The sequence below is a fragment of the Enterovibrio gelatinilyticus genome (genome assembly GCF_028683095.1).
Classification (GTDB): domain Bacteria; phylum Pseudomonadota; class Gammaproteobacteria; order Enterobacterales; family Vibrionaceae; genus Enterovibrio; species Enterovibrio gelatinilyticus.
Genome location: NZ_JAJUBC010000020.1, coordinates 62303 through 87771 on the forward strand (window position 1 = coordinate 62303; position 25469 = coordinate 87771).

Below are 25469 nucleotides of genomic sequence, written 5' to 3' on the forward strand. Positions count from 1 at the left end.
TGTCTATTTCTAATTATTTATCGAGAGGTCTTTGCGCCCACACATGAATGTAGCGCCCTAACGATATAAAAGGTTCTTGGCGGCAAAGCTTTTGCTCCATCGCCACAACCTGTTCAAAGGTATATTCGCCCATTCTTGTGTCTTTCATGTAGTCATGGAATGTACGTACACCACTTTTTCCCAAAATATTAAAGCCAGCCTCTTCGATCCACTGATAAACGTCTTCAGGTGGAAGGCCTTTTTGAGGCTGAAGCTTAAAGCGCTTTCTATGCGGCATACCCTCTTCAACATGGGTAAGGTTGCCGCATATTAAATTTTTAAACAGCAAACCATTTTGGTTGTAGAACATCACTGACGCAATGCCACCAGGCTTTACTTGCGAAAGAATGACATTCAAAGCTTCTCGCGGATCCGCTAGCCACTCCATCACCGCATGAAAAAGCACCAAATCAGTTTGCTTATCCACATGCTGTGCAATTTCCTGCACGGGTGCATGAACAAAGCGATATTGAGGAAGCAACCCCGCCGCTTCGATATCTTTTTCCGCCAACTCGAGCATCTGTGAAGAAAGATCGCACAAAGTGACGTGATGACCACGGTTGGCAATTTGCTGCGAAAGCTGCGCTAAGCCGCCTCCAGCGTCCAAAATATCCAGTGGTTTAGACTCACCCAGTTGTCCCAAAATTGATTCGAGATCTTGCCAAACAACGGCTTGGCGGATTTCTCCTTTGCCCGAGCCGTAAATGTTTTTAACAAATTTGTGGGCAATGTCGTCGAAATTTCTATCCTCTGTCACAGTGCCTTCGTTATCATATTCTACTGAAGGGGCTATTTTCGCATAAGACTGCCGTTAATAAAGGTTTGTTGTACTTATTGGCCCCTGTTTGACTATATTTCGGGCGACATTTCATGTTTGAACTAAAAAAACTTATATCAACTTTACTGATGCCCCTCCCTGCACTACTGCTAATCGGATTTTTTGGTCTGTTTTTGATTTGGTTCACGCAGCGTAAAGGGTTTGGTTCGTTCTTTGTTTTTGTTTCACTGCTGTTAATTGGACTCGTATCTTTTCAGCCAATATCTTCATCGTTGTTAATGGGGCTAGAAAGACAGCACACCCGTTTTTTACAACCAGAAGAGCCCGTTGATTACGTCATGGTGCTTGGGCATGGTCACGTGGTTGATGACGAAATCCCTCCTACTTCTGAGTTGTCGCGAGTGGCGTTGATGCGCCTCATAGAGGGGATTCGGATTCACTTCATGTACCCAACCTCACAACTGATTTTGTCAGGTTATGATGGTGGATACGAAGTGAGCCATGCTCGTATGCTGGCTCGGGTAGCAATGGCAATGGGGGTGAACAAGAACAACATCCTGTTGCTTGAAACAGCAAAGGACACGTGGGAAGAAGCCTTTCAAGCGGCATCCGTCGTGGGCGATAGCAACTTGGTACTGGTGACGTCGGCGAGCCACATGCCTCGCGCATTGTATGAATTTAAAAGTGCAGGCCTAGACCCTATCCCAGCACCAACGAATTACATGGCCCAAAAAGAGATTCAACAGCCTTGGATCAAGTACAGCCCTCGGGCACAGTACCTCGAGCAATTCGAGCGCTTCTGGCATGAACGCTTAGGGCAACTGTGGCAACGTCTACGCGACAAAGTGGCGCTACAAGAAGCGGTACTGCAAGCGGACCCTGTGACGTCTCCTGAATCGGCTATGCCGACACCAGAGACTGATATCGAAGGTATTGCGCCAGCCAATTAGATACGAGGCTAACTCGACTCCATTTGTTCACTGGCAAAACAATTCGTCTGTTAGAAAAACAAAAAGCTGCCATCAGGCAGCTTTTTTTATGGATTTGTTTTGTCAAGTTTACTTGTCTAAGTATGTTGTGTACGGCCGTGATACTCGACGAATCAATATGTCGATTAACGGCTATTAACTAACTGCCTAACCACTTCAAGATCTTCAGGCGTATCCACGCCAGCAGGTGGTACTTCGATAGCCACATCCACGTGGATTTTCTCGCCATACCAAAGCACACGCAGTTGCTCTAAGCACTCGATGTGTTCAATCGGGCTTGGTGCCCAATTGATATAGGTATTAATGAACCCTGCACGATAACCGTATATGCCAATATGGCGTTTCAGATTATGGTGGATCTCCATCGGCACTTTAGCAAAGTTATCGCGATCCCAAGGAATCGTCGCTCGGCTAAAATACAGCGCATAACCGTCTTTATCCGTCACCACTTTCACAGCGTTAGGGTTAAACACTTCATCAGCATGATCGATGTTAACTGCCAGCGTCGCCATAGGCGCAACACTCTTGGCTAAATTCTCGGCAACCTGACGAATAACACTCGGCGGGATTAACGGCTCATCACCTTGCACATTTACGATGATTTCATCAGCATCGAGGTTGTATTTCTCGATCACTTCCGCAAGACGTTCAGTGCCAGATTGGTGATCTTCACGGGTCATGCAAACTTCGGCACCAAAGCCATTCGCTGCATCAACAATACGCTGATCATCCGTTGCGATAATCACATTGTGAGCGCCAGACTTCAGCGCTTGCTCGTAAACCCATTGGATCATCGGCTTTCCACCAATATCAACCAAAGGTTTGGCGGGCAAACGACTCGACGCATACCGAGCGGGGATCACCACGGTGAATTTCATTACTTAACCTCTTCAGAAGTCAATTCACGTGCTTCCGGTGTCAACATCACTGGAATCCCATCACGAATGGGATAAGCTAACCGGTCAAATTTACAAACCAACTCGTTCTTTTCTTTGTTGTAATTCAGCTTTCCCTTACACGCAGGGCAAGCGACGATTTCAAGCAGTCGGTGATCCATATCCATCCTTCACTTTCTTAATGGTATTCATTACGTTGGCAGTATCATCCGCATTGAAGCTCGCATCAACGGGCAAATACCACCAATTCTCAATTTCTGGGTGTTGTTGTAACAATGCCCGACATTTAACGGCATCTTTTTCCGTCATCAACAAATGCTCACCTTGATCAGCTAACGTCATCAATCTCTCAATTTCAAATGCTTTATGATCCGCGAAGGGCTCGCAATGAATGGGGTGTTGTCCCAATTCATTCAGCGTATTGAAAAAACGTTGAGGGTTGCCGATCCCAGCCATCGCAACAGCATTTGGCAAGCTATTGGCAACAACCCGTTGACCCGTTTTTAGATTAACCAATTCATGTGGCAATAAGGCCATGCCAATCTCGCCTGGTAGTGCGACATCACCGTTACAGATAATGAAGTCAACGCTATTTAAACGGTCAACTTGCTCTCGCAATGGCCCAAACGGCATGTAATGACCATTACCAAAACGACGCTCGCCATCCACCACCACAAACTCAAGATCTCTCGCCAGTTTATAATGCTGCAACCCATCATCAGTGATAACAATATCAACACCAAGAGGCAGCAACGCTTTCACCGCTTCGCTTCTAACAGGGTCAATCGCGACAGGCGCACCCGTTCTTTGGAAAATCAATACAGGCTCGTCGCCGGCTGCATCAGTGGTGGTGGTGTCATCCAACACCAGAGGATACTGCTTTGCATTGCCACCATAACCACGGGAGACAACTCCCGGAGTCATACCAAGTGCTTGGAGTTGCTCCACCAGCCAAATCACAACTGGCGTTTTACCATTGCCGCCTACGGTGATATTACCAACCACGATGACAGGAACAGGCGCTTTGTAAGCCTCACCACTTTTCATCAAAAACGCCTTGCGACGCTGTCTGGCTATTGCCCCAAACACCTTGCTCAAAGGCCATAACAAAGGCGCAGCGAGCCAACCTAGCGGGTGGTTTTCAAACCAAATTTTCTCGACCAAACCCGCCAAGCGTTATTCTCCAAATTGAATACGATGAAGTTGTGCGTATGCGCCATCTTTCTCAATCAAGGTAGCATGATTGCCGCGCTCAATAATTTCACCTTCATCAACAACCAAGATCTCATCGGCTTTTTCAATGGTCGACAATCGGTGGGCAATCACAAGCACAGTGCGGTCTTTTTGCAATTCATCTAACGCCGATTGAATAGCACGTTCTGATTCGGTATCTAGTGCTGAGGTTGCCTCATCCAAAATCAGAACTGGCGCGTTACGAAGCAGTGCCCGCGCAATGGCGATACGCTGACGCTGACCACCAGATAAACTCACACCGTTTTCACCAATCACCGTATCGAACCCGTTATCCATGTTCTGGATAAAGTCAGAGGCGTAAGCCAGCTTTGCTGCTCGCTCAATCTCTTCACGAGTGAATTTCTCTTCCGCCGCATACGCGATGTTATTGGCGATGGTATCGTTAAACAGGTGCACGTTCTGCGAAACAATCGAAACGTGATCACGCAGATTACTCAAGGTGTAATCTTCGATACGCACATCATCGATAGTGATCCCGCCGCTGTCGATATCATAAAAACGGGTCAGCAAATTCGCGATGGTACTTTTACCTGAGCCAGAACGCCCAACGAGTGCCAACGTTTTGCCCGCTTCCAATTCAAAACTGACCTTGCTTAATGCTGGCGTATCTTTGGTTGGGTAAGTAAACACCACGTCATTGACTTTGATGTCACCTTTCACTCGCGCCACTTCATGGCTACCGTTGTCTTTCTCGGTTTCCATTTCCATCAATTCAAACAGGCTGTTACACGCTGCCATACCACGCTGAAATTGCGAGGTGACGTTAGTCAGCGCTTTCAGTGGGCGCATCAAACCGAACATTGCGCCGAACACCACAGCGAACGTACCCGCGGTCAGCTCCGAGCGAATCGCTTCCGTGTTTGCCAGCATCAATACCGCCACAAGTGCGAATGACGCTATAAGCTGAATAACGGGGTTAGCGATGGCCTGCGCAGACACCAACTTCATGGTTTGTTGGCGCATACCATTGCTGACTTTCTCGAAGCGCTCTTTTTCAACATCTTGACCGCCAAAGCTCAGTACGACTTTGTGGCCTTTAAGCATTTGCTCAGAAGAAGACGTCACTGAGCCCATAGCCTCTTGCATGTTGGACGATATTTTACGGAAACGCTTAGAAACAAAGCCAATCGCCCAAGCGACAACGGGCGCAATAACCAACAAGATGGCTGATAATTCCCAGCTGTAATAAAACATCAACGTCATCAGGCCAATAATCGATGCCCCTTCACGCACAAGACTAACCAATGCGCCACTGGTGGCGTTAGCAACCTGTTCAGAATCGTAGGTAATACGTGAAAGCAACGCACCTGATGATTCTTTATCGAAGAAGCTCACTGGCATCTTCATAAAATGATTGAACATGCGACGGCGCATCACCATCACAACATTGCCTGACACCCATGACAGACCATAGGCAGACACAAAACTCGATATGCCGCGAATGAGCATGAGACCCACAAGGTAAAACGGCATCATTTTAAGGAAATCGCTATCCACGCTGTCATAGGTAAAGCCTTCGTCTAGTAGAGGCTTAATCATTGAAAGCATGAGCGTGTCACTTGCTGCGTTAACAATTAACGCAATGATGGCAACCACAAGTCCTAGTTTGTAATTGGCAATGTACGGCCAAAGCGCTTTGAACGTTTCTCGGGTGGTTTTATCTTGGTAATTTGACATTTTATTTGCTTATATTTCTGCAAGTAGCGGGCATTCTACTCTTTTCTTTTGGGGCGTCCAAACATCTTCCGGTACCAAAATGCTTCCAGATCAAGACGTCGACTAAGAATTCGCCAACTAGATGGTGAAAATTGCACACTCACCTGACCATGCATACCAGTTTCATACCAATCAATGTTTCGATGCTCATAACGCGCAACCACATCCGGATGCGGCAAATTCCAGGGAGTATAACGTCCGGTTGAGGCAATAGCGGCCTGCGGCTGCACGCGTTCGATGAACTCAACCGACGAGGATGTTTTACTGCCATGGTGCGGCACAATCAAAACATCGGTGTCCAACTCCTCTTCGTGTGCCACGAGATAAGACTCCCCCGCTATTGGCATATCTCCAGTCAACATAACGCTATGAATGCCATCTGTTACCAGCACCACACAAGAATCTGGGTTTCTCGCTTCGTCAACGAGAGCGAGTGGATACAGGGCGCTAAATTGTAAGCCATTCCATTCCCAACGCTCACCCCGCTGACAAGGAAACATATCGGGATGATTCTCGCTGATTCTCACCCATTGAGGTTCAAGATTGTCGATCGCCCATGCCATCCCGCCAGCATGATCGTTATCTCGGTGGCTAAGGATAAGCCCGACCAGCCGACTACCTCTTGATTGCAAGATCGGCGAAACAACACTTTCTACGATGCTTCCCGATGACCATGCTCCCCCCGTGTCATAGAGTACAGCTTCCCCTTCTTTTTCTATCAGTACGGCTAATCCATGCCCCACATCAAGCACGTCGACCTTCCAACTGTCTGCGTCATCAGCCCCGCCTTCCCACATCACTAACACAGTGACGAGTGCGCCAAACAATAGTGGAAACCGCCTCATTTTCAGCGTCAGCCAAAGGAAAACCGTGATGATAAATATCAACAACCAAAGCCAAGGTACACGCTCGATAGAAAGCCATCCAAACGAGGCCGTCTCTAATGCAAATAACAAAGGACGTAATGACCAGTCTACTGCCATCCATACCCAGTTGTCCGCGACGAGAGGAGAGATGAGTAAGGCCAAAAGAACTAGGGGGACGGTAATCAAACTAACAAGAGGAACCGCAAACAAGTTATAGAGAATTGACGTCATACTGATGCCGCCAAACCATGCCCACATGAAGGGCAACATGCCAACCGTGAGAAAGCACTGCATCTGAAATAACAACTTGAAATAGCGTTTTAGGGAAGGGATAAGCAACCCGCTTTTCTCGATGCCTTCGTTGCTATTTACGCTGTTTTCTATGTCATCACACCGTCTCTTTTGCCCCACCAATGACATGAGGCACAGCACAAAAACGGCACCAAAAGACAACCAAAAGCTCGCGGAAAAGATGGACAGTGGGTCAACGACCAACACTACGGACAGTACCATCAAGAATGTGTTAAATGGACTGACACTGAAGCCTGTTTGCCGAATAAGAGAGAACGTGATGAGGGCGATAAGTGCACGTTGCGCTGTCAATGAAAAACCAGCCATCCATGCATAACCTAACGCAAAAAACAGCCCCACCATGGCAGCGACCCAAAGCCCTTGATCATGTCTAAACAATAAAGGTAACAACAGCTTGGTGACACTGTAACCAAAGAAAAATGCCAATCCGATATGTAGACCTGAAATCGCGAGTAAATGGGCTAACCCAGTATCTCTAAGCTTCATCCAATCAGACTGTTGCAACAAAAATCGTTCGCCAAACCCCAGCGCGACTAAATACCGAAAAGACGGATAATCTCGAATTTCGTTAGTCACTTTCTCGAACAATTGCTGGCGATAAGAAACACTGTCGTCAAGCATTTCTGCGGTTAACACAGAGCCTTTAGCATGAATATGACGTGACAAAAAATAGGTTTCGGCATCAAAACCCGCTTCATTCAAACGACCATAGGGCTCTCTTAACCTTGCGGTCATTTCCCAGCGTTGTCCTTGCTTAACTGGCTGATCACTTCGCCAATAGAGACGTACTCTAAATGTCTCAAAAGTGGTCAATTTGCGTCCATTCACTGTGTCGACATCAAAGATTACACTTGTTTGCCGTTTTTCAGCTGTAAAAAGGCTGCCAACTTTTCCTGCTATGGTAATATTCTGAGCCACTGTCTGAGCGGAAATGGTTTTGAATGTAAACAGAGCCGCAGAGCTGGATGCCACTAGACAGCCAAGGGTGAGACCGATGAAAAACACGGATACGTGCTTTCTTAGGGCAAGCAAAATGACAAGCGTGATAAATGAGCCCATCAGCGATGTGCTGATTTCTGGAATGTCTGGCCACCATTTGAGCGTGACGATAGCCACCACGATACCCAGTAACAATTTCATGAAGGTATCAATTCCGTGTTAAATGAAAATCTATGCCAAGAAAAATAATTAAAAAATTTCTCCCCAGACACGACGTGATCCGCAAACAAAAAGCGCTCGCGGTGTTTGGCAATCTGCTTTACGACCCAAACCTTTGGTGTTTGAATCGTCGCTCTGCGTCTGGCGCGTTCGCTGTTGGCTTGTTTATGGCGTTCATTCCCCTTCCTAGCCAAATGATCATGGCTGCTGGCCTTGCCATCATGTTTGGGGTGAACCTTCCTCTGTCTGTTGCCTTGGTGTGGATCACGAATCCAGTCACCATGCCCGTCATTTTTTATGGCGCTTACAAGGTCGGCACTTGGTTGTTGGGCACTCCCAATACCCATTTTCATTTTGAACTGACATGGGATTTTCTGTTCGGTCAAATGCATCAAATTGGCCCACCGTTTTTGCTGGGAAGTTTGGTATGTGCTTTTTTCTTTGCCGCAGTGGGATACTTTAGTGTTCGCGGCCTTTGGCGCTATTCAGTGGTGAGAAGCTGGCAGAAACGCCGATTGCGTTTGCCTAAAATCAAAGTGCTAAAGAAAAAGAAACCCTCTCAAAATAGCCAAGACCAGAAAAACCAAGACAACTAAAAAACACACATACAAAAATACCCCGCTTTTGCGGGGTATTTTTTTCGTATTGAATAGGATGCGAGATGTTATGTGTTGAAGCGGTACAAGGCTGTAATTCTACAACTTATCAACGGGATGTCCTCCCAACTCTTAGGCGTTACCTATCGTGCACTCAATACCGTCGCGGGTTGCAATTTACAGGCACGCTGCGCAGGATACCAAGTTGCCAACAAGCTCAATACAACAGCAGTAGCAGAAACCATAAACACATCGCTGTAGTGCAATTCCGTCGGTAAAAAGTCGACGAAATAGATGTCGCCAGAGAGAAAGTCCTGCCCTGTTAATCGCTCAATACCACCCACAATAGTTGTGAGATTTAACGCAATTAAACAGCCAGCCATCGATCCCATCACACTGCCCAACAAACCAGAAAGCAAACCGTGCCATATGAAAATCGAGCGAATCAGTCCATCTTTTGCCCCCATGGTGCGGAGCACTGCCACGTCAGCAGCCCGGTCTTTCACCGCCATCATGAGCGTTGAAACGATATTGAAGCAAGCAACGCCAATCACAAGCACCATGACCAAATACATGATCACACGAACCATCTGAATATCGCGATAAAGGAAGCCATACTCCTGAGTCCAGTTCTTAAGGTACACATAAGCCGTCAGTGTTCGGCCGACTTCTCGCACGATACTTCTCGCATCGAGAGGGTCCGTTAACTTCAACGCGACACCAGAAACCATGTCCCCAATGCCCAAGTATGCTTGTGCATCCTGAATAGGGATAAGCGCTAAGCCATGATCAACCTGACCCGCCAAGCTCAAAATGCCAGATACTTGAAGCCGTATGCGCTTTGGCGCTCGCAATTTAAGGTCTGGGTCAGGAGAAGGCACCAGTGCCGTTATCCAATCCCCAACTTCTACGCCCAATCCATCCGCAATGCCTTTACCCAGTACAACAGCATGATTGCCTCCTACAAGAGAAGACCAACCATCCCCCACCACGTAGTCTTTGATATTGCTTACATTAACCTCTTGTAACGCATCAATACCACGAAGTTGAACGGGCTTTAAGTTCGCGCCTTTTTCAAGTAAGGCGGTTAAGGTGACATAGGGTGCACCTGCAACAACGCGGGGGTTCGCGACCGCGGTCTTTTGCATGGTTTCCCATTCTTTAACTGGCGTATTTACCCCTTCCAATTGAGCATGAGGGATCACTGCCAACACACGATTATTCAGCTCTCGTTCGAAGCCATTCATTGCTGACAAACCAACAATGATCACCATGACACCAACAGAAATACCAATCATTGAGGAAACGGAAATAAACGACACCAGTTTATTGCGGCTTTTGGCCTTACTAAATCGACGCCCAATAAACAGTGCTAACGGTTCGATCATGCTGAGACAACCTCACTGTGTTGCTCCACGAACTGACCATCTAACATCGACAACTGTCGGTCCATTTTTCCGGCCAGTTCTTGATCGTGTGTCACCACCAAAAAAGCTGTGTTGAACTCACGGTTCAATTCACGCATTAGGTCATAAATATCTAGCGCAGTCTTATGATCCAGGTTACCCGTTGGTTCATCTGCCAATACCAGTGCAGGACGATTCACGACAGCACGAGCAATCGCGACACGTTGACGCTCTCCGCCTGAAAGCTCGGAAGGACGGTGCTCGGCACGGTGGGACATTCCCACTGCATCTAAAATTTCCAGCGCCCTTCGCTTCGCTTCTACAGGTTTCTCTCCCCCTATCATCAGAGGCATCGCCACATTTTCCACTGCCGTAAAGTCAGCAAGAAGGTGATGAAATTGGTAGATAAATCCAATGTTGCGATTGCGAAGTGTTGCCTGATCAGATGCACGCATTTTGATCAAATCTTTTCCATCAAAGTTCACTGAGCCTTCAGTTAACGTATCAAGTGCGCCCAGTACGTGCAGCAAGGTGCTCTTTCCTGACCCTGACGCACCCACAATCGCCACCAACTCCCCTTTATCGATAGAGAAGGATACGCCTTTCAACACGTGCGTTTTTAACTCGCCTTCTTGATAGGTTTTCACAACGTTTGAACAGGTAAGTAGCGTATTACTCATAGCGAAGAGCCTCAGCAGGACGAACAGACGCCGCCTTAAATGATGGGAACAAGGTAGCAAGCAGACTCAGCACAATTGCGCCTACCACTACGGAAAGAACTTGCTCTGTTTTAACCACAACCGGCAAAGCAATGCCATTGCCGAGCAAACTCAAATTGAACAGGTGCATAATTTCATTGATATTCATTGCCAGAGCAGTACCAAGTAAACCGCCAAGCATCGCGCCAATTACACCACTGCTGGCGCCCTGCACGACAAACAATGCCACAATGCTTTTGTGCCTCATGCCCTGTGTTTTTAATATGGCAACTTCAGCCTGTTTTTCCATAACCACCATAATGAGCGCTGAGATTATGTTGAATGCCGCCACCATAATGATGAGGCTTAACATTAACCCCATCATATTTTTTTCCATTTTTACCGCTTGAAAAAGCTCACCGCGTAGTTCTCGCCAATCGGACCATTCGTATCCCATGGTTTCAGCAATTTGCTTAATGGTCGGCACATCAAAAGGATCTTCAAGAAACAGCCTAAGATCTGCTGGTTGTGAACGAGGAAGGCGCATTAATCGTGCAACGTCATTGAGGTTGGCATACATGAGTTGGCCATCAACATCCGTGGCAGTGTCATAGATACCTGCAACGGTAAAATTACGCTGAGAGGGAATGCGGCCCACAGGAGTGAATTGACTCGCACTGGTGATCATCACGCGGACTTTGTCGCCCACGGACACATCTAAATCACGCGCTATTTTTCTACCCAAAACCAGATGATACGCACCCGGCTTCAACATTTCGAATGAACCACGCACCATGAACTCACGAATGGGTTCAGGACTGTTAGGCTCAACGCCCAGCAAGCGTCCTGCCGCAATCGAAACTGGGCTTTGCACGACGGCATCAGTGCTTACGATTGGCGCCGTGCCCGTCACGTTATTCCAATTCGCAATCGTGTTCACATCGGGAGCGAGCTCTGCATCGCCAGAAATCACCGCTTGCGGTAAAACCCCCAAGATACGATGTTTCAACTGACCTTCGAAACCATTCATCACCGAAAGTACCGTCACTAATGCCATCACACCAATGGTGATGCCCGCGGTCGACATATACGAAACGAACCGGCCAAATTTGTCGCCTGAACGCCCACGTAAATAACGTAAGCCAATAAACACCGATAAAGGGTGATACATAAATCGAATTCTCAACGAGTCATTTGGACTACTCTAAATACCATTCAATAGTCCGTTGTTATGTGTGCTTACCCAACCGCTTCAATGCTTCGCCAGCTCGTAAGATGAAAGATTGTATTTCATCGTATGAGCGCTTTAGTTAGCGTGGGTATAGTGAACAGCAAGAATACCTTTAAGGTCAGCGGATTGCCATGAAACCCAACCTCACCACCCGCGGTTAGGTGCTTTTTCAAACAAATCGTTCCATTCTTCTTACAACACAGCCTTCTTATTCGCAGATACTGTGACTTGCGCTAACCCAATGCGCCCATGACGACCTAGAACCGAGATCATGAACCGCCCATCGTTTTATCGAGTACTCAAGTTCATTGGCGCTGTTCTCCATCAACAGGCAAAGAATCAAACACCTTAAGCACAGAAACATGCATATTGGGTCAGTTTGGGTATAATCAACAGATTACAAAGCATTAGGACACACAATGAGTCAGGACGAATACTTTTCCGTACATGCGCACCTAAAAATTAATGTGGAAGAATTAGGTGATGGCGAGCATGTCCCGTCTGACGTAGAGTTTGGCCGTGAAATCCCGATTGCTTTTCGTATTGCTAGCGACTGTGGTGTTCTAGATAGTAGCGTCGAAAAAGAAATCCATACGCTGCATAACGACCAAGGTCATGCCTTGAGCAAATTTCTGACCGCTCAGAATGAAAAGATCAATTTGTTGCTCGGCTTTATGTTGTCTCAACAAGATGATCCCAACCTTCGATTTCAGACTGAAACTTTCGGAGCCAGCAGCCTCACGTTCATCGCCAAGAAGGCATTTCAGAAAGGACAGCATCTTCGCCTAAAGCTCTTTCTTGAGAACCCTCCTTCCGCCATTTACTGCTACGGTACCGTGTACGGATGCAAAGAAAAAAATGGTAAGTTTGCCGTGGGTATTAAATACACACGCCTTCAAGAAGAAGACAGAGATGTGCTGATCCGTGCTGCGCTTCATCAGCAGCAGAAGCTTCTTAGACAACGCGCATTAGAAAGAGATAACTAAGCCCCAAATCATGAAAGATAACGCTTTATTTACCTTGCCTTCGCCAACCAAAGCCGGCGACACACGTGTTATTGCCAATCTCCTTGGCGCTTCACTGCCTCTAACCATTGCCAATATTGCGGATAAGCAGCAAAGATTGATGTTGTTGGTCGTCCCAGACAATCAAACAGCGCTAAAGCTTCAGCCAGAAATACAGCAGTTTACAGGGCAATCGTGCCATGTTTTCCCAGATTGGGAGACACTGCCCTATGATAACTTTTCACCGCACCAAGACATCATCTCTGATCGTATTGCTCGGCTCTATCAGTTATCTAAACAAACCGCTGGGATACTGATCATTCCGGTATCTACCTTGCTGCAACGCGTCATGCCGAAATCCTTCTTGGTTCAGCATGCGTTGATGGTAAAGAAAGGTGATTTGTTATCACTTGAAAAGCTACGTCATCAACTCGAATTATCTGGCTATCGTCATGTTGATCAGGTTATCCAACATGGTGAGTACGCAAGCCGTGGTTCGATTCTTGACCTGTTTCCAATGGGGTCTAACCATCCTTTCCGCATCGATTTCTTCGATGACGAAGTGGACACCATTAGAGAGTTTGACCCAGAGAACCAACGTTCTACTCAAGAACTCGATCATATCAACTTGTTGCCCGCACACGAGTTCCCAACAGATGACGAAGCTGTTGAGCAATTTCGCGTTCGCTGGCGCGAGCGATTTGAAGCAAGGCGTGAGCCGGAATCCATCTACCAGCAGGTAAGCAAAAAGACATGGCCAGCAGGCATTGAGTACTGGCAGCCACTTTTCTTTGAGCGCACCGAAACGCTGTTTGACTACTTACCCAACGACACTCTCTTGCTCACCAAAGGTGACTTGGAATCTGCCGCTAATCAGTTTTTAACCGATGCTGAGTATCGTTTCGACCAACGCCGAGTCGATCCACTGCGCCCTCTGCTGCCACCCATTGAGATTTGGCAGAACGTTGAAGAACTATTTTCTGCGTTTAAAGCATACCCGCGCATCAAGCTACAGATTGATTCAACAGAAGATAAAGCCGGACGACAAAATGCGCCCATTAAGGATTTACCAGACCTCACAGTAAATCAGCAGCTCAAAGAACCATTAGGCTCACTGCGCAAGTTCACTGAAGACTTCAAAGGCAAAGTGGTGTTTTCCGTTGAAACGGAAGGACGCCGAGAAGCCATGCTGGATCTTCTCGCTCGTATCAAGATTCGCCCTTTCGTTAGTGCCAACCTCGAAGAAGCGATAAATGCACCAACATCGTTTGCCATGGTGGTCGGCCCAGCAGAACGAGGATTTGTCTGCGAGAAACCCGCCTTTGCGCTGATTTGTGAAAGCAACTTACTCGGTGAGCGCGTTATACAACAACGCCGCCGCGGAGATAAAAAGGCAGCGGTTAACAGCGATACCATGATCCGAAATCTTGCAGAGTTGCAGATTGGACAGCCTGTTGTTCACCTCGAACATGGTGTGGGCCGCTACCTAGGGCTCCAAACGCTAGAAGCTGGCGGCATTGAAACTGAATATGTCACACTGGAATATCAGCAAGGCTCCAAGCTCTATGTACCCGTTGCATCACTGCATTTGATCAGCCGATACAGTGGCGGCGCCGAAGAAACCGCCCCGCTACACCGTCTTGGTGGCGAAGCGTGGGAGAAAGCGCGTAAGAAAGCCGCAGAGAAAGTCAGAGATGTTGCCGCAGAGCTACTCGATGTATATGCCAAACGTGCTACCAAACCCGGCTTTGCGTTTAAACACGACCGAGAAGCATACTTAGATTTCTGCTCGAGCTTCCCATTTGAAGAGACCCCAGACCAATCTCAAGCCATCAATGCTGTACTCTCTGACATGTGCCAGCCTATCGCAATGGATCGCTTGGTATGTGGCGATGTAGGTTTTGGTAAAACAGAAGTCGCCATGCGAGCAACCTTCTTGTCGGTCAATAACAACAAACAAGTTGCCGTACTTGTGCCAACCACACTGTTAGCACAACAGCACTTTGAGAACTTCCGAGATCGATTTGCCAACCAACCTGTTCGCGTAGAAGTATTGTCTCGATTCAAGTCTGCCAAAGAACAAAAAGCCATTCTTGCCGACTGTGCTGAAGGCAAGATCGACATACTTATCGGCACACATAAACTGCTGCAAAGCGATGTGAAGTTCGAAGACCTCGGTTTACTGATTGTCGATGAAGAACACCGCTTTGGTGTTCGACAAAAAGAGAAAGTCAAAGCCATGCGTGCAGATGTCGACATTCTCACGCTCACTGCGACCCCAATTCCTCGTACATTGAATATGGCGATGAGTGGCATGCGTGATTTGTCTATCATCGCCACGCCACCTTCACGTCGCTTGGCCATCAAGACTTTCGTTCGAGAGCGAGAGGACGCGATGATCCGCGAGGCGTTGCTGCGTGAAATCATGCGTGGTGGGCAGGTCTACTTCCTTCACAATGATGTCGACAGCATTGAAAAAGCCGCAGACGAATTGGCTGAACTGGTACCTGAAGCTCGCGTTACCGTCGCTCACGGACAAATGCGTGAGCGTGAACTCGAACGTATCATGTCTGATTTCTACCACCAGCGTTTCAATGTATTGGTGTGCACCACCATTATCGAAACGGGCATCGACGTTCCAACTGCCAATACCATATTGATGAACAGAGCCGATCGTTTAGGCCTCGCTCAATTGCATCAATTGCGTGGTCGTGTCGGGCGATCGCACCACCAAGCATATGCTTACTTACTCACCCCACATCCAAAACGGATGACGAAAGATGCGGTTAAGCGTCTTGAAGCCATCTCGTCGCTCGAAGATCTTGGCGCAGGTTTCACGCTTGCCACACACGATCTTGAAATACGTGGCGCGGGTGAATTGTTAGGTGAAGAACAAAGTGGTCAAATTCACTCTGTGGGTTTCACGCTGTATATGGAAATGCTTGAGCAAGCGGTAGAAGCATTAAAAGAAGGTAAAGAGCCATCATTGGAAGACTTGCTCAATCAGCAAACCGATGTTGAATTACGCTTACCTGCGCTGCTGCCTGATAGCTATATCCCAGACATCAATACTCGCCTATCACTATACAAACGTATTGCGGGTACCAAATCACAAGATGAGATTGAAGAGCTAAGAGTTGAGCTGATTGATCGATTTGGTTTGTTGCCTGATGCAGCATCGAATTTGCTCAAAGTGCAACAGATTAAACTAGATGCAGCGAAACTAGGTGTACGTAAGATCGACGCTCATGATAGAGGCGGTGTGATCGAGTTTAACCAAAACGCCCAAATTGATCCCGGCTTCTTGGTGGGTCTGTTACAATCGCACCCAACTCGATATCGTTTCGATGGACCAACCAAACTAAGAATTGTGGAGTCACTGACTGATCGCAGAGAAAGGGTTGAGTTCATAGAGACACTACTGACCCAATTTGCTGACAACCTATTGGTCGCCTGAGTCATTGGCGACAAGATGCTATTAACGGAGTAATGCTTTGAAAAAGCTAATTTTCCTGCTGCTGTGCACCATTAGCTGGCCTTCACTTGCAGAACGTTGGTTTGACGTTGAAGTGATTGTATTTAAACGTAACCAGAACCCTGAAAGCGTTCAGGAAAACTGGCCTGATACACAACCAAACATTAATTTGTCGAATGCGATATCTGTTTTTGACTCCGCCACATTATCAGCCAAAGGACTTCAGGTTCTTCCAAAACGCGATTGGCAGCTCAACGCTGAATACAACAGATTAGCGAATCATGCCGGCTTCAAGCCTTTGTTACACACTGCTTGGCGTCAAAATGATGGTAGTAAGCATGCCATGCCAAAACTGCGATTTACGGCGGGTAAAAATTTTGGTGATACTTACTACACCGATGGCACACCAAAAGAGACCTCTCTCAATGCTGACTCCGCTTATGACAGTAATGAAAAACAAAGCGGTTCAATGTATGAGTTAGATGGATTTATTCGTGTCTATGTCCAGCACTACTTGTTCATTGAAACCGACCTTGTGCTTCGTGAGCCTGGTGAGCGAAAAGTGCTACAAGACGTGAGCGAAGTGCCCACCCCGCTAAATAACCAAACCGCGACCGACATCGAAACGGTCTTGGACGATGGCACTAAGGTTGCTTTGCCAGAAGAAGCGGACACGTTTACCGGACTTCAAAAACTTGAACGTACATATGCCGTCGAGAAATATCTTAAGCCATATGCCTTCGAGCAAAAGCGCAGAATGCGAAGTGGCGAGATCCACTATTTGGATCACCCTCTGATGGGTCTGATTATTCAAGTCACTCGTGTCCAGTAAACTGCTTTATAAACGCCCTCTTAAGAGGGCGTTGCTTTTTCAGGCTTATACGTAAGTAACCTGAATGCACTCGATCTCATGTTACTCGGGTCGACATATACTTAATTAATACATAACGAAGAACGACACACATAACCCATGCAAGCAAACTTGGAATTTCAAACAGATCGCCTTCTGCTTCGCGCACTGAATCGCATAGATGCTATTGCGCTACGCGACGCTATCAGAGACTCCTCTGACACCATTTCTCCATGGCTAGACTGGTGCCACGAGGGTTTTGATGATTTAGATTCAGAAGCATGGATTAATCGCAGTCGACAGGGTTGGCTGACTGGCACAAGCTATGAGCTTGGTGCTTTTGATTTAGAAACAGGGACACTTGTTGGCTGTGTATACATCTCGAGCATCGACAAGGTCGCTAACCTCGCAAACCTCGGGTATTGGATTGCCTCTCACCATCAAGGTCGAGGGCTTGCCATTGAAACGACTGAAGTAGCGGCAACACTCGCGTTTACTCACCTACTGCTCACGCGCCTTGAACTCGTTATGGATCCAGCCAATCTTGCCAGTATTCGTATTGCTGAAAAGTTAGGCGCAAGCTTTGAATGCAAAGCAAGAAATCGATACATGTATGATGGCGAGCCCAGAGAAGGCTTGGTGTACAGTTTAGTCCCATCTGATTTTGGGCTTTAATCTCAGGCTGGCGTGACACCCAAAACGCACTCATCAAGATCAAAAAAAGCTGCCAATGGCAGCTTTTTTCATACATTAAATGGCGCGTTCAGTGACCCACCAAATCTATCAATGTATCAATGAAGTTTTAACGATGGACGCAACACGCGGTTGATTCGGCTCACCAGCATCATCAAACCCGTCTTAATCACACCGTGAAGTGCGATTTGGTGCATTCGATACAAAGAAATGTACACCACACGCGCCAAACGGCCTTCTACCATCATTGAGCCACGAGTCAGGTTACCCATTAGGCTACCTACGGTAGAGAAACGGCTAAGGGAAACCAAAGAACCATGGTCTTTATAGACGTAGGCTTTTAACTCACGATCAGTCAGTTTCGCAACGATGTTTGAGAAACAACGGCTGGCCATCTGGTGCGCTGACTGAGCGCGAGGCGGTACCATCGAACCATCTGCTTGCTCACACGCTGCACAATCGCCCAGCACGAAGATATCATCATCACGCGTTGTTTGCAGTGTTGGCTTAACCACCAGCTGATTGATACGGTTAGTTTCCAAGCCTGCAATATCTTTCAAGAAATCAGGGGCTTTGATACCCGCCGCCCAAACCATGATTTGTGCAGAAATCTTATCGCCATCTTTGGTCACCAAACCGTCTTCTTCGGCTTTTACAACCATGGTTGCTGTGCGTACATTCACGCCCAGTTTAATCAGCTCTTGCTGCGCCGCACCAGAAATACGAGGAGGCAAAGCAGGAAGAATTCGCTCACCCGCTTCTACTAAGGTCACGTTGAGCTTTGAGCTGTCTAGGTCACGGAAGCCATAGTTGTGAAGCTCTTTGATCGCATTGTGAAGCTCTGCAGACAGTTCAACACCCGTCGCACCCGCACCAACAATCGCAATATCAACAGTACCGTTACCCGATTTAGCATGGAGCTTGAGGAACTCATTGTTCATGTCGTTACGGAAACGACGCGCTTGCTCTGGGCTATCTAAGAAAATGCAGTTATCACGAACGCCTTCAGTATTGAAATCATTCGATGTAGAACCAATTGCCATCACCAGTACGTCGTAGCTCAGCTCTCGCTCTGGCATCAGCAGTTCGCCATCTTCCTCGTCGTGCAATGCCGCCAACTGAATGGTTTTATTCTCACGATCGATATTGGCTAAGCTACCCAATTGAAAATCAAAATAATGATTACGAGCATGAGCACGGTAGCTGATGGCATCAACACCCTCATCCAATGAGCCTGTTGCCACTTCATGCAACAAAGGTTTCCAAAGATGACTCGCTTTGCGATCAACAAGAGTGACCTTGGCGCGTCCTTTACGTCCAAGTGTGCGGCCTAATTTAGTAGCCAATTCCAAGCCACCCGCACCGCCACCTACTACAATAATTTTGGTCACGATTACTTCCTCACCATGAATTTAAAACGAAAAAATGTGCCTCACCCCACACTCGAAAATGCGTGATGAAAAAAAATGTGTGTTCAAACGTGTGTAGGTGATGAGGTAAAAATTGATCGCTAGCGGTAATGTGAAGTCGCAGATTTATCTTTTGTTTTTAGTGCATCTACGCTTTTGTATTTGTTTTTTTGCGCTTAACGTCACAACCAATTTGTCGCTTCCATTATACAGCTCACTTGATCTCAATCAATTTTTATATCTTAAAGTCCCAACCAAATGCCGCAAAAATGCGCAATGCATCGATTGGAAACGACAATATTTCGAGAACACAAAACAGAGTAAATACGACAAAGACACCTGAAGCAAAGGCAGGTGTCTTTACGATTAAACGACAGGAGTATTAGGCTTGCTCTTTAAACGCCTTCATAGCTTGAAGGTGATGAGAAATGCTCTTGAATTTATGGCTCTGGGCATCATCCCAAACCACATCATAGTAAGCACTCAATGCATCTTCTGAACGCGAGTTATCAAGCACATCATCATTCTTGGACAAAATAACTAAACAGCGGCCTGCATTTTTAGAACGGAAATCTTCAACACATTTAGTGCCAATATCAGCATACTCTTCAGGCCTATCGATTCGACCTTCCATATTTTCCTGCGGAAACAAGTTAGGGTTAAACACAACTTGCTTTAGGCCGCTTAGAAAACCAATACGCTCTGACCAATACCCACCAAGCCCGACACCGCAAATCAAAGGGTGCTTATCATCAGACATTTCAATTTGCTTGCTGACTTCTTTCAGTAGGTGTTGCATGTCATGTTTCGGGTGACGCGTACTGTAGCTAAGGAAGCGAACATCAGGGTCTATAAACTGAAGCTGCATGACCTTTTCGTGGTTGCCAGGGCTTGTAGAATCAAAGCCATGAAGATAAATAATCACTGAAACTCCCTCTCACACTTGTATGGCTAACGCCGCTATCTTCTAAGTCTGTGTCATGGTGATAACACAATCTACCATGCATTCACACACATTACTTAAGGTTAAAGAACAAAGCCTCGAAGGGGTCAATAAATTCAACGTCAATTGGTTACCTTGTCACCAACCGTGGTGGTATCTACGCAGTTTTCCGACAACCACACTCACTATTGAAGTACGTCATTGATGTCATCAACATAAGACGCCAACTTATCACGTAACACTTGGCGTTGCTTGTCACTCAAGTGCCTATCCAATCGCTGAAGCAGCTCATATCGTCTCGCAAGATAAATAGCCATGTCACTTTGGTATTCATCACTTTGAAAATGAACAAGCCGGGAGAAATAATCATTGATGCGCTGTTCGATATCGGGCTCATTACGGTGAAGAAGAATTGCTGTCAGCTCTTCCAATAAGCGATCACGAATATCGTAAAACACAGGTCGCATCTCAATCTGGTAAGACGCCATTTCGGTCAATTGTAATTGCTGCTTATCGTTAACAGCGTCTACCCAAACTTCCATCCGCTCGACCAAACGTGTCTGACGTCGCATGACCTGATCGTCAGTCGTGCCTTCATTCGCCTTTTCAACGCCTTCATCAATGTTGTCTTTGAGCGTTTGCAGCCAGTGTTCAACCTGTTCATCACTCAGCGACCGAATCAAATTCGCTAAGGGCGGCGTCAAGCCAACAAGCGACGCCAAAATCGTTTCGTTCACCTGTTGGTGGTACTCCCCTATCTTTGAATAAGATAAAGGTGAAGCCGTATCTTGCTCAACTTGCTTGAGCAAAGCCTGTATTTTGGGAAGTTCCACTTGTCGATGCCATGAATGAAACACCTCCAGATCTTTGTCCAACTGCTGCTGTTGAGACGACGTCATATCAACATAGTCGGACAAGTAGTAATCGATCCAGAAAGGGAGTGTGTTGTAGGCAAATTGATTAGTGCATGCAGTGAGAGAGAATGCCATGAACGCAGCAATCATCATGTTTTTCATTGAATAATCACTATGCTTCATCGATGTGCCCCCTCTCGGTAACAACTATGGATATCGTTGCTTGTTCAAATCGGCAAGGAGTTGAAAAGCGCGTTCTTGATACAATGGCAAACCGTATAATTCAAACCCAAGCAAAAACCACAGCAAGCCCAAATAGTGGGCCACTGGAAGCCATCGCTCACAGGTCTTGTGCCACAACTCGACGTTTTCTATACGTCGTTTTTGACAGTACCGATTCACTAAGGTTTCAAGATCAACGTCATTTGCGATAGATGTCATGACCAAATCAAGGGCAGGGTCACCCAACGCGGCATATTCCCAATCAATGACTTTGACTTCACCGTTAGGCTGCCTAATCAGATTGTACGCGCCCAAATCATAGTGACTGGTTGTTAAAGTCAAATCACTCTTGAACGCCGAACGCTGGAAATACTGATGAATGGACACGACGTCGTGGGTTAACGAATCAGAAGATAGACAACGAAAGTAGTGCTGACCTTTTTCAAATGGATCAAACCGATTGGTAAGGGCTGGTAGCTCATGAACCTTGGCTTGCAACTCTGCCAGCATGTCCAATTCAGCGCTCACTAATACGTCGCCTTTTACCCACTCATTTAACAAGCCTTCAGGATAAAGAGCCACAGGTCTTGATGTTAGCCCCATCTGTGAAGCAATCAACAACGCATCATGTTCATTTTGACGGCTCAAGCCAAATATTTTGGTAGGCTGCCCATTTGGTCGCCACACAAATTCACGACCGTCAGAGCCTGAAAGCTTCATACAGCGGTTGCTCAAACCACCTTCAAGCCATTGCGCGTTTTCAATAATAAAATGAGGCCGCAGTCGTTCGACAACTGCGGCCTTATCAAGCTCTATGGGTTGCAATCGTATTACCAACCAATCAGAGATTTAGACTCTTTCTTACGAATTTCAGTCTCATCAGCCCATTCAATCAGGCCCGTTTCAATATCCATTAAACGCATCGTCATTTTGTAGTAGACGTCAGCATCACTACCACTACGCTTATCAATACTGGATAGGTTGCCGTACAACATGTACTGCGCCCCCACCATTTTACCAAACTGAATAGCAGTGCCTGGGTTAACCAGCGCGTCGTTGTTTTGGAAATCCAATTGATCACGAACGGCTTCCACTCGCGTCATATCAACAAAGCGGAATTTACCTGAATTAAGCATACGCGTGCTAATAGAATCAGTGATTGATTCTGTATCAATGTGTTCCGCCGTTTTGTTCTTGATTGACTCAACAAAAACAATCGGTCTGCTATCACGAGTAATCGCCGCGACTGATCCTGACGTCAGCATGCTGTCGGTCATTTCAACAGCGATTTTTTGAAGATCCGTCGAGCCAAACTCGATCGTGGTCGTTTCTACTTCTTGAGCGTCGCCATAGCTCACTTTTTGTGAACACCCACCCATGATGAGCGCTACACCCATCAGCGCAATCACGCTTTTATTCATTCTTCTCACCCATCAAGTTGTCTATATTCGTTAGCGATTAATGTCCCTGAACTAAGTATTACTGCACGTTGCGCAGTGACACACGAAAGTTCTTAGCCGCTGGGTTCAATGCAACGCCTTGAAGCGTCACAGAGTCCTGACCGTATAGCGTAAACTGACGCCACGGAGAACGACCGCTGTCGACTTCAAGCCCCTGCTCGTCATACCAATTGAATCGGTATTGAAGGTTCTGCGCATCACTGCTTTTATTCGTGACCATGACTTGCGCTAACAAGCGATCGTTAACTTCGCTGGTTTTGGCATTGCCAAACTCCAAAGACTTGCCCAACACTTCATTACCCAAAACAACATTCTGATTACTGCTATCAATGCTAATGCCAGACGTATTACTCGCACATCCCGCCAAAAACAACGTTGCCGATAGCAAAATAAATGCAGATCGCATCATATATCTCCTAAAATTCCCTGCCAGTGCACGACATTACCACCCTGCCGAGACAGCCATACCAGTGTCGTTTTACCCGATTCCAAAGCCACATCTATGGATTGCCCATCCACGGTTACTACGTGTTGGCCCCCAGAATACATACCGCTGAACACTCCCGCGCTTTCCGGCAGGGTCTGCCAACTGCGTGTATCCGGTTGTTCAGTTAATACGTTTAAAATACTTGCCACAAAATTTCCAACGCCACTCTCGTCATTTTTAGACAAAGACTTACGCATTTCGTTTTTTGCCACAAGGCGCAAAATCTGACGAACACTCATTGCTGGCATGGCTTCACTCAGCGCATTTTGAGCCATAGCATTCACATTCACCAACGCAGACGGTGTGACGGTAACACCATCGATACCAAAAGACTGCTGTGGCGTAGCACTAAAAGAAGTGTAATACGGAAGTGCCAAACTATAGGTTTCCAAATACCCATCGCTATCAGTCAACCAGATGGGCAGACGCCAATCTTGACGCGCATTCACCACACCTTGCTCATTAATCACAACCAGTTGAGATTGGCTTCGTAGTGGACGTTGATAGTCGCCGTAGCGCTTTTCAAGCAAGTCCAACTCACTATTACGCCCTTGCTTGAACGCCACCCTCATTGTCGCGTCAGCAATGTATTGGTTGTCTGGGGCAACCGCCAAAGCTCGGCTGTAATCAATGAACGCACCATTAAGATTACCTTCAGCTTCATACAACAAGGCTGATAGATAAAACAGATACCCGTTCTGCACTGCTTCTAGCTTGTCACCCGCATCAGGATACCTTGCGAGCACGGCACCGACGTTGTCAGCGATACCATTGTTCTTGGCTGAATTCGTCGCGTTTTTCAGTTCAGTTTCACGAAGTTTACGGGCTTCTTCTTGCACCCTATTCGCACGCCGAGACTCTACCAATGCAGCGGTCAGATCGCCTTCCTGCAAATACCCTAACATTAAGTAAAGGTGCAAAAAACCCAGTTCGTAATCCGGAGGCGTATACGTCAACATGTTATCGTTGGAGAGCAAGGCACCGGCCTGATTAAAGCCCTCAGAAACTTGAATCACGGCTTGTCTTTGTTGCTCTGTCGCCGCGATATCCGCTTGGTCAAACCCTTCCTTACTGATCACCTCGTCGCCCGCAAGCAACGCCAAACGCCCGCGCTCCATGCCATCAAGCAAATCACCATCGACAGACTCTGGTAGCAATGCCAGCGCTTGCTCGTACTCTCCCTGAGACGCTAACTGATGTGATGGCTTCAATGCCGCTGAATAATGGCTAAACAGCCCTTGAACTGACAAATTGGCACAGCCCATCAGGCCAAGGCTAATGAGGCCAACAGCTAGTTTTTTTTGATGGCACAAAGTAAAAGCCCTACGCGTATTGGCGAGGGCTTGGGAGAAATAGTGAGTCATTATCCGACAGTCATCGGTCCCAATGGGCGTCCACCAAGTAAGTGCATATGAATGTGATACACCTCTTGTCCACCATGGTTATTGCAGTTCATGATCAAACGGTAACCGTTTTCTGCAATGCCTTCTTCTTCCGCTAACTTACGTGCAACCGTAAACATACGACCCATGGTCGCTTCGTCTTCAGCTTCAATATCATTAACCGTTGGGATGAGCTTATTTGGAATGATGAGCATATGGCTTGGCGCACGAGGATTAATGTCTCGGAAGGCCGTAACGAGATCGTCCTGATAGACGATGTCCGCGGGTATTTCCTTACGAATGATTTTACTGAAAATGGTTTCTTCAGCCACGGGCAACTCCAAATGAATGATTTCATGAAGGTCTAAGTATGCTAGAGACCAAGAGATTGAGCAATAATGAACAGTGTTTTTATCGACATGAGTGAAGGGGAACGCTCTATTTTTACGTTTCGTTACAAAACCTGATGGTTTTTCCCCCAGCCTCTAGCTGCACTTATCAGTCATGAGTTATTTATTAACCATTCTCTCAGCAATTTTGCGTCTCACTTCAAAGACTCGAAATACCGACCAATTTTAAACGTAAAGTTTTTGAAATACTTGCAGATGATAAGAATAGCGATGTGTTAGAAGTCAGTAATTAACTTTTATTAACGGTAGGTGGTTTGTTTTGCAGCAAGTGCCCCTCCGTAGCAACGATTTTTCGGCCTCTATTTTAGGTCGTCTATCTGGGAGACATTGGCCTGTGGCTA

The 25469-nt window shown here is 46.8% G+C and carries 23 protein-coding genes; 6 read left to right on the forward strand and 17 right to left on the reverse strand.

Annotated elements, in window-relative coordinates:
• Nucleotides 1-13 precede the first annotated feature (13 nt).
• Nucleotides 14-796, reverse strand: coding sequence for a tRNA uridine 5-oxyacetic acid(34) methyltransferase CmoM (gene cmoM / locus LRP50_RS16600; protein ID WP_274165583.1), 783 nt, complete (start codon nt 794-796; stop codon nt 14-16).
• Between the two features lie 113 nt (nt 797-909).
• Between cmoM and elyC the strand changes: the two genes are divergently transcribed.
• Nucleotides 910-1767, forward strand: coding sequence for an envelope biogenesis factor ElyC (elyC, locus tag LRP50_RS16605; protein ID WP_274165584.1), 858 nt, complete (start codon nt 910-912; stop codon nt 1765-1767).
• A 164-nt stretch (nt 1768-1931) separates the two neighbouring features.
• Here the strand turns inward: elyC and kdsB are convergent, their stop codons facing one another.
• From kdsB to LRP50_RS16630, 5 genes are read right to left on the reverse strand one after another with little or no spacing between them, the layout of a single operon-like run.
• On the reverse strand, nt 1932-2684 hold the full coding sequence (gene kdsB, locus LRP50_RS16610; RefSeq protein WP_274165585.1) for a 3-deoxy-manno-octulosonate cytidylyltransferase: 753 nt from the start codon (nt 2682-2684) through the stop codon (nt 1932-1934).
• Nucleotides 2684-2863 (reverse strand): Trm112 family protein, encoded by a 180-nt coding sequence (locus LRP50_RS16615; protein ID WP_274165586.1) that lies wholly within the window; start codon nt 2861-2863, stop codon nt 2684-2686. The genes kdsB and LRP50_RS16615 overlap by 1 nt, the downstream gene beginning before the upstream one ends.
• Nucleotides 2844-3875, reverse strand: a complete 1032-nt coding sequence (lpxK, locus tag LRP50_RS16620) for a tetraacyldisaccharide 4'-kinase (protein ID WP_274165587.1) — start codon at nt 3873-3875, stop codon at nt 2844-2846. The genes LRP50_RS16615 and lpxK overlap by 20 nt, the downstream gene beginning before the upstream one ends.
• Before the next feature lie 3 nt (nt 3876-3878).
• Nucleotides 3879-5633: a lipid A ABC transporter ATP-binding protein/permease MsbA gene (msbA, locus tag LRP50_RS16625; RefSeq protein WP_274165588.1), complete on the reverse strand. Its 1755-nt coding sequence runs from the start codon at nt 5631-5633 to the stop codon at nt 3879-3881.
• Between the two features lie 35 nt (nt 5634-5668).
• Nucleotides 5669-7990, reverse strand: a complete 2322-nt coding sequence (locus LRP50_RS16630; RefSeq protein ID WP_274165589.1) for a DNA internalization-related competence protein ComEC/Rec2 — start codon at nt 7988-7990, stop codon at nt 5669-5671.
• A gap of 32 nt (nt 7991-8022) precedes the next feature.
• On the opposite strand from LRP50_RS16630, the gene LRP50_RS16635 reads away from it, so the two are divergent.
• Complete coding sequence (locus LRP50_RS16635; protein ID WP_274165590.1) at nt 8023-8604, forward strand: DUF2062 domain-containing protein; 582 nt, start codon at nt 8023-8025, stop codon at nt 8602-8604.
• Nucleotides 8605-8747: 143 nt separating this feature from the next.
• On the opposite strand, the gene lolE is transcribed toward LRP50_RS16635, so the two are convergent.
• The 3 genes from lolE to lolC are packed head-to-tail and all read right to left on the reverse strand — an operon-like array spanning nt 8748 to nt 11879.
• Complete coding sequence (lolE, locus tag LRP50_RS16640) at nt 8748-9992, reverse strand: lipoprotein-releasing ABC transporter permease subunit LolE (RefSeq protein ID WP_274165591.1); 1245 nt, start codon at nt 9990-9992, stop codon at nt 8748-8750.
• Nucleotides 9989-10690, reverse strand: a complete 702-nt coding sequence (lolD, locus tag LRP50_RS16645; protein WP_274165592.1) for a lipoprotein-releasing ABC transporter ATP-binding protein LolD — start codon at nt 10688-10690, stop codon at nt 9989-9991. Before lolD ends, lolE begins: the two co-directional genes overlap by 4 nt.
• On the reverse strand, nt 10683-11879 hold the full coding sequence (gene lolC, locus LRP50_RS16650) for a lipoprotein-releasing ABC transporter permease subunit LolC (RefSeq protein WP_274165593.1): 1197 nt from the start codon (nt 11877-11879) through the stop codon (nt 10683-10685). Before lolC ends, lolD begins: the two co-directional genes overlap by 8 nt.
• 479 nt (nt 11880-12358) lie before the next feature.
• Here lolC and LRP50_RS16655 point away from each other — a divergent pair, with 479 nt between their 5' ends.
• From LRP50_RS16655 to LRP50_RS16670, 4 genes are all read left to right on the forward strand, one after another.
• Complete coding sequence (locus tag LRP50_RS16655) at nt 12359-12925, forward strand: PilZ domain-containing protein (RefSeq protein ID WP_274165594.1); 567 nt, start codon at nt 12359-12361, stop codon at nt 12923-12925.
• Between the two features lie 10 nt (nt 12926-12935).
• A complete protein-coding gene (gene mfd, locus LRP50_RS16660) occupies nt 12936-16400 on the forward strand; it encodes a transcription-repair coupling factor (protein ID WP_274165595.1) in 3465 nt (1154 codons plus the stop codon).
• A gap of 37 nt (nt 16401-16437) precedes the next feature.
• Nucleotides 16438-17250 carry a peptidoglycan binding protein CsiV gene (locus LRP50_RS16665; RefSeq protein ID WP_274165596.1) on the forward strand — a complete coding sequence of 271 codons (813 nt, stop codon included), beginning with the start codon at nt 16438-16440 and terminating at the stop codon, nt 17248-17250.
• Nucleotides 17251-17400: 150 nt separating this feature from the next.
• Nucleotides 17401-17943 (forward strand): GNAT family N-acetyltransferase, encoded by a 543-nt coding sequence (locus LRP50_RS16670; RefSeq protein WP_274165597.1) that lies wholly within the window; start codon nt 17401-17403, stop codon nt 17941-17943.
• Between the two features lie 116 nt (nt 17944-18059).
• Here LRP50_RS16670 and LRP50_RS16675 read toward each other — a convergent pair whose 3' ends face one another.
• The 8 genes from LRP50_RS16675 to hinT form a co-directional block, all read right to left on the reverse strand.
• On the reverse strand, nt 18060-19352 hold the full coding sequence (locus tag LRP50_RS16675; RefSeq protein WP_274165598.1) for an NAD(P)/FAD-dependent oxidoreductase: 1293 nt from the start codon (nt 19350-19352) through the stop codon (nt 18060-18062).
• 400 nt (nt 19353-19752) lie between these two features.
• Entirely contained in the window at nt 19753-20295 is a 543-nt protein-coding gene (gene ycfP, locus LRP50_RS16680; RefSeq protein WP_274165599.1) for an alpha/beta hydrolase YcfP, read from the reverse strand.
• Between the two features lie 203 nt (nt 20296-20498).
• Entirely contained in the window at nt 20499-21350 is an 852-nt protein-coding gene (locus LRP50_RS16685; protein WP_274165600.1) for a DUF6279 family lipoprotein, read from the reverse strand.
• Between the two features lie 24 nt (nt 21351-21374).
• On the reverse strand, nt 21375-22214 hold the full coding sequence (locus LRP50_RS16690) for a phosphotransferase (protein WP_274165601.1): 840 nt from the start codon (nt 22212-22214) through the stop codon (nt 21375-21377).
• 5 nt (nt 22215-22219) lie between these two features.
• Entirely contained in the window at nt 22220-22810 is a 591-nt protein-coding gene (lpoB, locus tag LRP50_RS16695) for a penicillin-binding protein activator LpoB (protein ID WP_274165602.1), read from the reverse strand.
• Between the two features lie 58 nt (nt 22811-22868).
• The gene (locus LRP50_RS16700) at nt 22869-23255 is read right to left on the reverse strand and encodes a YcfL family putative periplasmic lipoprotein (RefSeq protein ID WP_274165632.1); all 387 of its coding nucleotides are present in this window, start codon (nt 23253-23255) and stop codon (nt 22869-22871) included.
• Nucleotides 23255-24700, reverse strand: a complete 1446-nt coding sequence (locus tag LRP50_RS16705) for a COG3014 family protein (RefSeq protein ID WP_274165603.1) — start codon at nt 24698-24700, stop codon at nt 23255-23257. Before LRP50_RS16705 ends, LRP50_RS16700 begins: the two co-directional genes overlap by 1 nt.
• A complete protein-coding gene (hinT, locus tag LRP50_RS16710) occupies nt 24700-25050 on the reverse strand; it encodes a purine nucleoside phosphoramidase (protein ID WP_274165604.1) in 351 nt (116 codons plus the stop codon). The genes LRP50_RS16705 and hinT overlap by 1 nt, the downstream gene beginning before the upstream one ends.
• Nucleotides 25051-25469: the final 419 nt, after the last annotated feature.

What these genes read in the sequence shown, in the direction of transcription:
- elyC (WP_274165584.1), top strand. Translation starts at nt 910, where the DNA reads ATGTTTGAACTAAAAAAACTTATATCAACTTTACTGATGCCCCTCCCT.
- kdsB (WP_274165585.1), bottom strand. Translation starts at nt 2,684, where the DNA reads ATGAAATTCACCGTGGTGATCCCCGCTCGGTATGCGTCGAGTCGTTTG.
- LRP50_RS16615 (WP_274165586.1), bottom strand. Translation starts at nt 2,863, where the DNA reads ATGGATCACCGACTGCTTGAAATCGTCGCTTGCCCTGCGTGTAAGGGA.
- msbA (WP_274165588.1), bottom strand. Translation starts at nt 5,633, where the DNA reads ATGTCAAATTACCAAGATAAAACCACCCGAGAAACGTTCAAAGCGCTT.
- LRP50_RS16630 (WP_274165589.1), bottom strand. Translation starts at nt 7,990, where the DNA reads ATGAAATTGTTACTGGGTATCGTGGTGGCTATCGTCACGCTCAAATGG.
- LRP50_RS16635 (WP_274165590.1), top strand. Translation starts at nt 8,023, where the DNA reads ATGCCAAGAAAAATAATTAAAAAATTTCTCCCCAGACACGACGTGATC.
- lolE (WP_274165591.1), bottom strand. Translation starts at nt 9,992, where the DNA reads ATGATCGAACCGTTAGCACTGTTTATTGGGCGTCGATTTAGTAAGGCC.
- lolD (WP_274165592.1), bottom strand. Translation starts at nt 10,690, where the DNA reads ATGAGTAATACGCTACTTACCTGTTCAAACGTTGTGAAAACCTATCAA.
- lolC (WP_274165593.1), bottom strand. Translation starts at nt 11,879, where the DNA reads ATGTATCACCCTTTATCGGTGTTTATTGGCTTACGTTATTTACGTGGG.
- LRP50_RS16655 (WP_274165594.1), top strand. Translation starts at nt 12,359, where the DNA reads ATGAGTCAGGACGAATACTTTTCCGTACATGCGCACCTAAAAATTAAT.
- mfd (WP_274165595.1), top strand. Translation starts at nt 12,936, where the DNA reads ATGAAAGATAACGCTTTATTTACCTTGCCTTCGCCAACCAAAGCCGGC.
- LRP50_RS16685 (WP_274165600.1), bottom strand. Translation starts at nt 21,350, where the DNA reads ATGAAGCATAGTGATTATTCAATGAAAAACATGATGATTGCTGCGTTC.
- lpoB (WP_274165602.1), bottom strand. Translation starts at nt 22,810, where the DNA reads ATGAATAAAAGCGTGATTGCGCTGATGGGTGTAGCGCTCATCATGGGT.
- LRP50_RS16700 (WP_274165632.1), bottom strand. Translation starts at nt 23,255, where the DNA reads ATGCGATCTGCATTTATTTTGCTATCGGCAACGTTGTTTTTGGCGGGA.
- LRP50_RS16705 (WP_274165603.1), bottom strand. Translation starts at nt 24,700, where the DNA reads ATGACTCACTATTTCTCCCAAGCCCTCGCCAATACGCGTAGGGCTTTT.